Source organism: Turicibacter sp. T129 (genome assembly GCF_025594975.1).
In the GTDB taxonomy this organism is placed as follows: Bacteria; Bacillota_I; Bacilli_A; order MOL361; family Turicibacteraceae; genus Turicibacter; species Turicibacter bilis.
In genome coordinates this window covers 1-9,823 of sequence record NZ_JAMQUU010000103.1, presented here as the reverse complement: position 1 = coordinate 9,823, position 9,823 = coordinate 1, and the positions used below count along the sequence as shown (strand labels likewise).

The window sequence follows — 9,823 nt, the reverse complement described above, 5'->3', positions numbered from 1 at the left end:
ACATAAACCCAATCCTTTCGTGTTTTTTTTGGTCAATTACATGGTATAGAATTTGGGACGTGATGTCTCTTTTTTTATACTTATTTTTTATTCCAAATAAAAGAAGTGTGGGAATCACCCACACCAAATATTATAGAACCCTCATTTAATAACAATTCAACTGGTCAGTGATGACTGACGAGTTGAATTGTTTTTTTTATAGAGTAAAGATTTTAAAAATCATTTTATAAAAAAATGTCCGAAGACATTTAGTCGATTTCGGACATTTTTGCTTCACGCCAATCATAGGGAAGCAGCTCTTTTAATTTCATTGATTTTTTTCGATTAATGAGTACGTCAGCTTCAATGTTTTTATCATTGAGTTGACTGATAAATTCTCGGCAACGACCACAAGGTGGAAGGACATTTCCACGTTTATTAATTGCCACCATTTTAACGACATGACTTTCACCGGCAGTGATCATAGCAGCTGCAGCTGCATGTTCCGCACAAAATCCCATTGAACATTTTGTTTCAATACAAATGCCTGTGTATATCTGACCACTATCTGTTAAAAGAGCAGCAGCGACACTTCCCGCTTCTGCAGCAGAAGAGAGTTGACGAGGGTTTAGAACTTCTGTAGCTTTTAAAATTAAATCTTCGAACATCATATGTCCCTCCTTTAATATGAGAGGTAATTGGGTTTATTATAGTATCAGAAAAACAAAATGAAGTCAATAAAATTTCCGATTATGGTGACGAAAAATGTCGAAATCTCAACAAAGTATTGCAGTATAATTAGTGTGTGATACCAATTATGTTTAAAAGAAATAGAATTGAGGATTTTATAAAAGGAGCTAGAATGAAGTAAACTTACTATCGCTACGAGGAGGGAATAAGATGAAAATTGAGCGTTGTGAAGAGGAGAGAGTAAATCATCATGTAGGAATTCAAAATCATAACACATCTTTTAGAGTGACAGACTTAAAACAATCGACTCAATATGATTTTGAGATTGTTAATCATCAAAAAGCTATCTTACATACTGATGGAAATGAGTGTCCTCAAGAAGTCATTGAAGAATTTTTATTTTATAGCGGTTTTATTAATCATATTGAAACATTAGAGGGAACCATTATTTATCATCAACCGAAAAAGAAAGTCATGAAAGTCCCATTATTAAACATTCAACCGAGCCAATTATATATTAATGAAGCGAAATTAAATCGCTTATTGACGTGGATTCAAAAACCAGAAGATATTATTATTCCAATCATTGAAGAAGGAAATCAATGGATCTCAATTGATGGACATACTCGACTAAAAGCAGCTGAATTATTGGGATTTAGTGAAATTTATGTTTATTTAGGTGAGTATGAACCCTATATCGATGATTTTGTTTACTTTTGCCAGAAGGAACAAAAGTTTAACATTCGTGATTTACCTATTATTACGAATGAAGCGTATCAAATCAAATGGTGCCTTTTTTGCGAGTCTTATTTTAAAACGAAAGAAATTTAAAGATTGGAACTTTCAATTAAGGTATCAATGAGTTGCTCACCGTTAATTAAGTGGATAGGTTTATCTTCTGAGAAGAGGTAGCAGTCATCTGAAAAGTGTCCGAGTGTGACAAAAACGCCTTGATCGATTTGATTATTTCGCATCATTAAATGAAGCCGATCTAAGTAAGATTGTGGAACAGGATAATCCAGTGCATTTAATAAACAAGAGACTAAAACTTTTTGGTCATCTAGATACATTTCGATATCATAAAAATGTTTATTCATTCGAGGGGTTAAAAAGATTCGCTTAAATCCTTTCATTCGAAATAAATCGGCGACTAGTTCACCAAAATCATAAGGATTCATTGAGGCAACTTGTTGACGAATTGCATTTTTTTTAAGCTTTAATTTTTTTTCTTCGAGGTCAATGAACTGACAATCAGATTTTAAATCACGGTAATAGGAGTAATATTTTAGACAACAAATCACAATGAAAGAGAATAATAAAAAGAGCAGCGTATATTGAGTTGCGCTCCAATGAGTGAAGCTTAAACTTAGGGTATATCGAATTTGTATGAGAAAAAAGACAGATAATAATAACGAACAATAAAAGAAGAACGTCATACGTTGACGTGCTGATTTTAATGATTTCGATGACATCATTTATTCCTCCAATTTATACTTTTACCTTATTATGGATTAAATTAGGGAAGATTATACGATTAAAATGAAAAGGTCCTATCCCTTTAACGGATAGGACGATTGGATTTATCGTTTTAAAAACTGTTCAGTGTTACGACGGTCTTTTGCTGATTGAGTAAAACGTTTGGCTTCAGGTAATGATTTTTTGACTTCAAGACGTGTATCTGGTACATTTCCTGTTCCGAACTCAACATCAGATTTATCTTTAATACTTTGCATAGAGGCATTCATTGGAGATCCCATTTCGTTTTTACCCATTGTTGATTACTCCTTTCAAAATTCCAAATCTAGTGTTGGAATTTTAATATTATTATGTGAGAAAAAAGTGATAATTATAGAGAAAAATTAATATAATCAGAAGGGAAATGGTGTTAAAATGCCGTTAAGTTTTTATGAACAACGAGCAAAGGAGTATTTTTTTAATGGTTAAAACACACTTAAACGATATTTACCAAATGTTTTTTTCCGTATGTAAAAAAGGAGGGATGGCTTTTGGATTTAGGCTATTGTCCAGGTCGAGATAGCTTATTTTTAGCATGATAGAGGAATTAAGTGATAGCTGTCGATGATGTCAAAGAACCTGTGACATATGCAAGTGCATGACTGGGACAACCGGTTATTTATTCGTGATTGCATGAACTTGCATTTGGGAACCAATTCGATGCAGTTTAGGTGTGTGATTCGTTATGAAAGGTTCTGATGAAAGAGATGTCATCTATTTGAGATATAAATTGATTTTAAAATCAGAAGGTATCATCTACTTCTCAGTAAAAGAAGCCATTGGAACAGTTATTGAAGATGAACGCTTTTTTTCAATATTATAATGAAGACCAATTGATTGGTTTAATTCATACTTGTTACGGATTAAGTATAGGGTAAATGTGGAAAATAAAAGGTGTTGCAGAATGAGAAGTCGTCAATTGGTTGAATGTCATTATAAAAAACGAGAGTAATAGGATAAGTGAATAAAGTTCGATGAGAGAGAGGGGATATCGAATGAATCATATGGAAGTTGCTAACCGAAAAGAAAGCAATCGTCGAAAGACGAAAGCTAGTCTGAATAACTCAATGAGGGGAGAGGTTAATAGCAAAATGAGTATGGAAAATACGAAATCCACAGTAAGTCCTGTATCAGGGAGTGCACATAACCTATTGATGAGAAAGCATTCAAATGATTATCAGCATAATTTAGAGTATTTAAAGAAATATCGTTTAGAAAATGATGAGTCTGCTCTAGAGTGGTTAATTTTTAATAATACAAACCTCGTACATAAGATTATTGGGCGATATACAAAATTTTATCATCATAAGTTAGATTACGATGATTTATTCTCGGTTGGATTAGAAGGGCTGATGAAAGCCATTGAAAAATTTGACTTCACTTACGATAACAACTTCTCAACGTATGCCACCTATTGGGTGAAACAGGCTGTAACACGAACGATTGCGGATGAAGGATTTACTATCCGAATTCCAGTCCATATGTTTGAATCTATTAATCAAGTGATGAGATATGAGCAAAAAGCAGATCAAGGAAATGAACCGATTGATGTGTCTAATTTATGTGGAGAATTAAATATTCCAATGGAGAAGTATGAAGCAGTTAAACGTGTTCAGACTTATATGTTAAAACCTACTTCATTAAACGGATTTGTTTCAAAGGAAGATGAGGATACTGAGCTTCAAGATTTAATTTCTAATGAAAATGAATTGCTGACTGAAGGCGGTTCACGCATGTATGACAATCCTGAAAAAAAAGCCATGGATGAAGATTTAAAAGCCTATATGGATAAAATGATTTTAAGTTTAAATCCTCGGGAACAGTTTGTGATTACTCACCGTTTTGGACTAAATGGAGCAGAAAAGAAAACATTAGAAGAAATAGGAGCAATTGAAGGGGTCACACGTGAACGAATCCGTCAAATTGAAGCAAAAGCGATGAGAAAGTTACGGACGTTGCTGATTCGATATAAAGAGTACTTAATCAATTAATCCGTCTATTAATAAATTACCCAAAAAGTGATAGTGTAAATGCTATTACTTTTTTTATCAAAAATAGTTGGAATTTATGTATTGAATTGACAGGCGTTAACGAAAGGAATATATGATACAATGAAGAAGGTATGAACTAAAGGGAATGAAAAGGAGAGGGTAGAGAAAGGGAAGGAGAAGTTAGTAGCTATGATTAAAAAGATTGAGAAAAAACAATTAGGAACAGCTTATCATACATGGATTCAAAGTCTATTTCATTTTTCACATACAAACTATCATCAACCCTCAAATACATTTGGAGTCTTACGTGTCATCAATGATGATATTTTACATGCGGGGAGCGGACATGATTTACATAAACATAAAGACGTAGAAATTTTAACTTATATATTAGAAGGCGATTTAACACATACCCCGAGGCAGCATGAGATAAAGACCCTGCATCGAGGGGATCTTTATTACATGAGTGCTGGAGGCGGGATTGACCATGGTGAATTTAATTGGGGCGATACTTCCGTTCGAATGATTCAAATATGGATCAAACCGAATGAAAAAGGATTAACTCCAAATGTTCAATATGCAAGCTTTAATAGTAATCATGCCAAAAACCAATGGCACTTAATTGCTTCCCCCACTGAGACAACGCCTATCACAATCTATCAAGAGGCGTATATCTGGTTAATTGAACTTGAAGCGTTTAAACAAACTCAATTTGATATAAAAAAAGGCCGTCAAGCTTATTTAATTCAATTAGAGGGAAGCTCTATGATTAATGATGAGGAAATGGCCTCAAGAGATGGTATGGAGATTTATGAAGATCGAATTGAGATTAAAACTCATGAACAGTCACAGTTTATTTTAATTGAAATGGCGTTAGCATCAGATAATCACCAAATTGAATAGTGGGCATATACTATAGTGTCGTACTAAAAAACACACGATCAACTGTTTCCTGAGCTGGATTTATCGATCGTGTGTTTTATTATATGATTCAGTCAATCAGTTATACAGAATGAAATGAGACGTTTTGAATTAAATCTCTACAATTTTTGCAGAAATTTTTGCTAATAATTGAATAACAGCTTGAATAACAAGATCAATCTGAATTTGTTGTTGATTGATAATAATATCATCAGAGCATTGAATAGCGATGACTTCTTTTTGTAGTTGTAGAACTTTCAATTGTTGATCTAATCGTTGAAGATCACTGGTGTCAGCATTATCTTGAGCATCAAAGACCGTGATAGCAGCTTCAATAGCAGCCTGTAGTGAAGCTTGAAGAGCGATTAAAGCCTGTGCTTCTTGTTGATTAATAGTAACACCATGGCTTTTTTTAATAACTAAAGTTTGACTTTGTTTTTGAATACCATTCATTTTCATATCTTCTGTCTGATCAACATCTTGTTTATAATGGTCTGGACATTGATATTCAGAATAGTAACAGTTTGACTTCATAGTAATTCACCTCACTTAGATATCCTCTTTTTTATATAACAAGTTCATTAAATTTCAATAAATTTTGCTTCAAGTTTTGCAAGAAGTTGGAGTGCCACTTGTATTAAAGCATCAATTTGAATTTGTTGTTGATTCAATGTAATATCATTGCAATCTTTAATAATAATTTTTTGACATTGCAATTGAGCAGCCTTAATCGATTGAATAATTGATTGTAATTCGCGAACATCATCGTCATTATCATCCAAGTCAAATGCGATTAGAAGTACGTCAAGAGCAGCTTGTAAAGCAATTTGAAGGACAATTAATGCTTGAGCCTCAGTTTGATTGATTCGGATTTGGTTAGAATCTTTGATAAAGATTCCTTGAAATTCTGATTGTAACACATCAATACTTGTATCAGCGGATTGTGATTCAGTATCACGGTCATAATAATTAGCCATTTGTTGATCACCTCACTTGTTTTGTATTACATGATATTTTATTCAAACGTGAGTGATTTAAGGAGTGCGCTTGTACCGCTTTAAGTACACATTTTTAAAGATAGTAGCGAAAAAACGGAATACTAGTTTTTTTGATAGGCAAATTATGATAAAATTTAGAGGTCAAATCCTCTTTTAATTAATAGATTTATTGAATGAGTGTCAATTAATTATTTTTTAGGGTAGACTATGAATAAATGAAACTTTTATATAAGAAAGGATGAAACTCATGAAAGTATTAGTCACTGGAGGGGCAGGATATATTGGACGTACCGTTGTATCAGCCTTAGAAGATCATGGACATACACCAATCATTTTAGATTCGTTAGTCACAGGTCGTAAAGAATTTACGGAAGGGAAAATCTTTTACCAAGGAGATATCGCAGATCGCCAAGTTTTAGAAAAAATATTTACTGATCATCCTGAAATCAAGCACTGTATTCACTTTGCAGCATTAATCGTGGTGCCTGATTCAGTCTCAAATCCATATGAATATTACACAGAAAATGTTTCTAAATCGTTAGAGTTATTTAAAAACTTAAATGAATTAGGATGCAAAAATGTTGTATTCTCATCATCAGCTTCATTATATGATGTCGTACCAGGGTTCAAAGTAACTGAATCAGCACCATTAAAACCATCAAGTCCATATGCTCGTACAAAATACATGATGGAAATGATTTTACAAGATTTCTGTCACGCGTATGGGATGCATGGAATTGCACTTCGCTACTTTAATCCAATTGGAGCGGACCCAAAATTACGTTCTGGAGCACACGTTCAGTTCCCATCACACGTTTTAGCTAAATTATTAGAAGCTGCTTCAAGTGAGGAAGCGATCTTTAATATCACAGGAGTGAACTGGCCAACACGCGATGGTTCAGGAATCCGTGATTATATTCATGTTTGGGATTTAGCGATGGCACACGTTAAAGCCATTGAAAACTTTGATCAAGCCTTTGCACGCTCTGAAGATCCATCAAATCCTTACTTAGTCATTAACTTAGGAACAGGAAATGGTGTAACGGTTAAAGAATTAGTGTCTATTTTTGAATCTGTATTAGGTCGTGAAGTCAATAAAGCAGAGACTGAACCACGTCCAGGAGATGTGGCAGGTGCTTATGCAAGCTGTGAACGAGCTAAAAACTTAATTGATTGGGAAGCTAAATACTCAATTGAAGATGGAATTCGTGATGCCTTCCGTTGGGATGAGATTCGTGAAACGATTTTAAATTATAACTAAAAAATTTGCCCCTAACCTCATGGTTAGGGGTGATTGAAATTAGGGATGAGAAATGCAACGTAAAATCAAATGGTTAGTTTTATTAGTATGGATGTTGGTCATCTTTTTATTTTCTGCACAGACTGGGGAGCAATCTTCAGAAAGCAGTGGTTTAGTAGAACAATTGCTGTCACTTTTTCCATTTATACCACACCAACTGTTTGGAATAGAATTACAGCTCATCATTCGAAAAGGTGCGCATTTTACTGAATATCTGATTTTGTATGTACTAATATTTAATGTTATAATTGATTATCTTTCATTTAGACGAGTATTATTTTATGCATTATTGGGTGTCTTTTTATACGCTTGTACGGATGAACTTCACCAGGCTTTTGTTCCTGGACGTGCTTGTGCATTTACTGATGTTTTAATTGATACCTCAGGGGGAGCACTTGCCATGGTGTTGATTGCAATGATTAACCAACTTCAAATCATAACAAAAAGGCTTAAAGAAATTTAGTTCTTTGAGCCTTTTACTATTCTGAACTCGCCTCATTTGTTTCACTTAACGAGGCTGCTGCCCCTGGACAACAGGCAATAATTTGATCTTGAAGTTCAGCAATGGTTTGTTTAAGTTCATTAATCTCGTCTCGAAGTTCTTGTTTTTCAATTGCCTCAATTTTGTCTTGACGTCGCTCGTCGAGCTCTTGTAAATAAAATCCTTGCTCAGCAATATATTCAATATTAGTTGCAATAACCTCTAAAAAGTTTCCGATAGCCTCTTGTTCCTCTGGACGTTGTGCTTCCATTGAAATCAGGACAGCAATGATATAACCAAGTGTTACAAAGGTGTAAGGATCTAGTGAGAGGAGAAAGGGTAAAAATGGAGGGCATTCAGGTGGTACTCGGTCTTCTGCAGATATATTTTGTTCGGTTTGTCCTAGTCCCTCATCAATATCACCTTCATCGAAAAAAGGAGAAGCTGGCGGAGGGGGTGGAGGTGGTGAAAAGGCTTGACGCATGAAAATCCCCCTTTGAGATGATACTTACCGTTGGTATAGGTAATCAACCTATTATATATTTATGTCAAAAAAAGAGTAGTGTTATCTCAAATCGATGGATTTGTTTACTTATTTATAAAAATCGATGATTGAGATAGTGTCCTATGGCGCTTACATCTATATCACTTGCTTTAAAATTTTGAGTACTAGTTAAATATTTACAATATATTCAATTTCATGACGTATGAATATGTTAGAAAGTGATAAACTAAAGGATATCCAAATTTTAAAGGAGTGGCACTTGTGAAGCAATGGTTAATATTACTATCACTAGGTCTTTTAGTCGTTTTAAGTGGATGCCGTAGTCAACATGAAGCGAAGATTTTTAATGCTTTAAATGAGCATATTTCTAGTCAAAATAAATGTAACGTCAATAATCAAACATTGACTGATTTGATTAGCAAGGAAACGACGATATACAATGACATTATTGAAAAAGGTTTAGATCCTTTTGATCAAGTTCAACCATTAATTGAAGAGGGAAAAACAACTGTTCAAGAAAGTAGGACTTATCTTGAAACGTATCAAGCCTGTATTCTAAGAGCGCGTTTGAATCAGTCAGAATTAGAAAAACAGAATCAAGAAAATAAAAATGATCAATCAAAAACAGAAACGAACACTTTAATTTCTCAATATGTAAACTATGAGACAAGTTTAATTAAGTATGTTGAAGCCTTATTGGCTTTAAATGAAGCACAAAACGTTTTTTATCGTGAAATTACTCCATCAACCCCGGTAGCGAGATTAGATGAGTTAGTAACGGCTATTAATTTAGCTATCGATGAAGCTAATGCCATTTCTTTATTACATCAAGAAGCATTAGTAACTTTTAATACAAGTTATACTAACTATTATGAAACCTATATCAAGTAATTAAAAAATAAGAGATTAAATCAGGAGAGGAGGGGACTATTAGGGCATCAAGTCCTAATAGTATCATCACATGAATGTTATTTTAGCCACGAATCAGAAACATTTTGCAGATGCTTTTAGAATTCGTACGACTGTATTTATTGGAGAACAATCCGTCCCAGTCCAGGAGGAAATTGATGACTATGATTGTTTTGTTCCTATTTTTATTGCCTATGAGGATGAAAAGGCTTTGGGAACAGCTAGGGTGATTATTAAAAATAAAGATATTGCTAAAATTGGACGTGTGGCTGTTTTAAAAGAGGCACGTAAAAAAGGTTTTGTAAAAAATCTGATGTTAGAGGCCATGAGTTACATCAAAGGACAGACCACTGCTAAAGAGATTCAACTAGATGCACAATTGACAGCTGTTAAATTTTATGAAAGTTTAGGCTTTACTTCTTATGGAGAAGTGTTTAAAGATGCTGGCATCGATCATGTCGCAATGACTTATCCTATTTCAAGGAAATAAAAAGACAATGACTAAAAGGTCATTGTCTTTTTATGTGCGCCCGG

Annotated in this window: 14 protein-coding genes; 8 read left to right on the top strand and 6 right to left on the bottom strand. The window is 33.9% G+C overall.

Going from position 1 to position 9,823, the window contains the following annotated elements:
• Positions 1–248: 248 nt before the first annotated feature.
• On the bottom strand, positions 249–647 hold the full coding sequence (locus NEH75_RS12980) for a cytidine deaminase family protein (protein WP_082417945.1): 399 nt from the start codon (positions 645–647) through the stop codon (positions 249–251).
• 232 nt (positions 648–879) lie between these two features.
• On the opposite strand from NEH75_RS12980, the gene NEH75_RS12975 reads away from it, so the two are divergent.
• Positions 880–1,500 (top strand): hypothetical protein, encoded by a 621-nt coding sequence (locus NEH75_RS12975; protein WP_055305977.1) that lies wholly within the window; start codon positions 880–882, stop codon positions 1,498–1,500.
• Here NEH75_RS12975 and NEH75_RS12970 read toward each other — a convergent pair.
• Positions 1,497–2,141 carry a restriction endonuclease gene (locus NEH75_RS12970; protein ID WP_055276293.1) on the bottom strand — a complete coding sequence of 215 codons (645 nt, stop codon included), beginning with the start codon at positions 2,139–2,141 and terminating at the stop codon, positions 1,497–1,499. The two genes, NEH75_RS12975 and NEH75_RS12970, sit on opposite strands and share 4 nt — an antisense overlap.
• A gap of 108 nt (positions 2,142–2,249) precedes the next feature.
• Positions 2,250–2,441 (bottom strand): hypothetical protein, encoded by a 192-nt coding sequence (locus tag NEH75_RS12965; protein ID WP_055242630.1) that lies wholly within the window; start codon positions 2,439–2,441, stop codon positions 2,250–2,252.
• A 428-nt stretch (positions 2,442–2,869) separates the two neighbouring features.
• Between NEH75_RS12965 and NEH75_RS12960 the strand changes: the two genes are divergently transcribed.
• From NEH75_RS12960 to NEH75_RS12950, 3 genes are all read left to right on the top strand, one after another.
• Positions 2,870–3,007 carry a hypothetical protein gene (locus NEH75_RS12960; protein ID WP_156344121.1) on the top strand — a complete coding sequence of 46 codons (138 nt, stop codon included), beginning with the start codon at positions 2,870–2,872 and terminating at the stop codon, positions 3,005–3,007.
• Positions 3,008–3,179: 172 nt separating this feature from the next.
• Positions 3,180–4,175 carry an RNA polymerase sigma factor RpoD/SigA gene (locus NEH75_RS12955; RefSeq protein WP_055276295.1) on the top strand — a complete coding sequence of 332 codons (996 nt, stop codon included), beginning with the start codon at positions 3,180–3,182 and terminating at the stop codon, positions 4,173–4,175.
• A gap of 189 nt (positions 4,176–4,364) precedes the next feature.
• Positions 4,365–5,078 carry a pirin family protein gene (locus NEH75_RS12950; protein WP_055276297.1) on the top strand — a complete coding sequence of 238 codons (714 nt, stop codon included), beginning with the start codon at positions 4,365–4,367 and terminating at the stop codon, positions 5,076–5,078.
• A 129-nt stretch (positions 5,079–5,207) separates the two neighbouring features.
• Here NEH75_RS12950 and NEH75_RS12945 read toward each other — a convergent pair whose 3' ends face one another.
• Together NEH75_RS12945 and NEH75_RS12940 are read right to left on the bottom strand one after the other, a co-directional pair.
• Complete coding sequence (locus NEH75_RS12945) at positions 5,208–5,630, bottom strand: spore coat protein (RefSeq protein WP_055276299.1); 423 nt, start codon at positions 5,628–5,630, stop codon at positions 5,208–5,210.
• 47 nt (positions 5,631–5,677) lie between these two features.
• The gene (locus NEH75_RS12940; protein WP_262948987.1) at positions 5,678–6,073 is read right to left on the bottom strand and encodes a spore coat protein; all 396 of its coding nucleotides are present in this window, start codon (positions 6,071–6,073) and stop codon (positions 5,678–5,680) included.
• 268 nt (positions 6,074–6,341) lie between these two features.
• Between NEH75_RS12940 and galE the strand changes: the two genes are divergently transcribed.
• Together galE and NEH75_RS12930 are read left to right on the top strand one after the other, a co-directional pair.
• Positions 6,342–7,355 (top strand): UDP-glucose 4-epimerase GalE, encoded by a 1,014-nt coding sequence (galE, locus tag NEH75_RS12935; RefSeq protein WP_055242642.1) that lies wholly within the window; start codon positions 6,342–6,344, stop codon positions 7,353–7,355.
• 52 nt (positions 7,356–7,407) lie between these two features.
• Entirely contained in the window at positions 7,408–7,857 is a 450-nt protein-coding gene (locus NEH75_RS12930; protein ID WP_055242643.1) for a VanZ family protein, read from the top strand.
• A 16-nt stretch (positions 7,858–7,873) separates the two neighbouring features.
• On the opposite strand, the gene NEH75_RS12925 is transcribed toward NEH75_RS12930, so the two are convergent.
• Positions 7,874–8,359: a hypothetical protein gene (locus tag NEH75_RS12925; protein ID WP_055242645.1), complete on the bottom strand. Its 486-nt coding sequence runs from the start codon at positions 8,357–8,359 to the stop codon at positions 7,874–7,876.
• Between the two features lie 282 nt (positions 8,360–8,641).
• Here NEH75_RS12925 and NEH75_RS12920 point away from each other — a divergent pair, with 282 nt between their 5' ends.
• Both NEH75_RS12920 and NEH75_RS12915 read left to right on the top strand, forming a co-directional pair.
• Positions 8,642–9,271, top strand: coding sequence for a YkyA family protein (locus NEH75_RS12920; RefSeq protein ID WP_055242647.1), 630 nt, complete (start codon positions 8,642–8,644; stop codon positions 9,269–9,271).
• A 70-nt stretch (positions 9,272–9,341) separates the two neighbouring features.
• The gene (locus NEH75_RS12915; RefSeq protein WP_262948986.1) at positions 9,342–9,779 is read left to right on the top strand and encodes a GNAT family N-acetyltransferase; all 438 of its coding nucleotides are present in this window, start codon (positions 9,342–9,344) and stop codon (positions 9,777–9,779) included.
• The last annotated feature ends 44 nt before the right edge of the window (positions 9,780–9,823 follow it).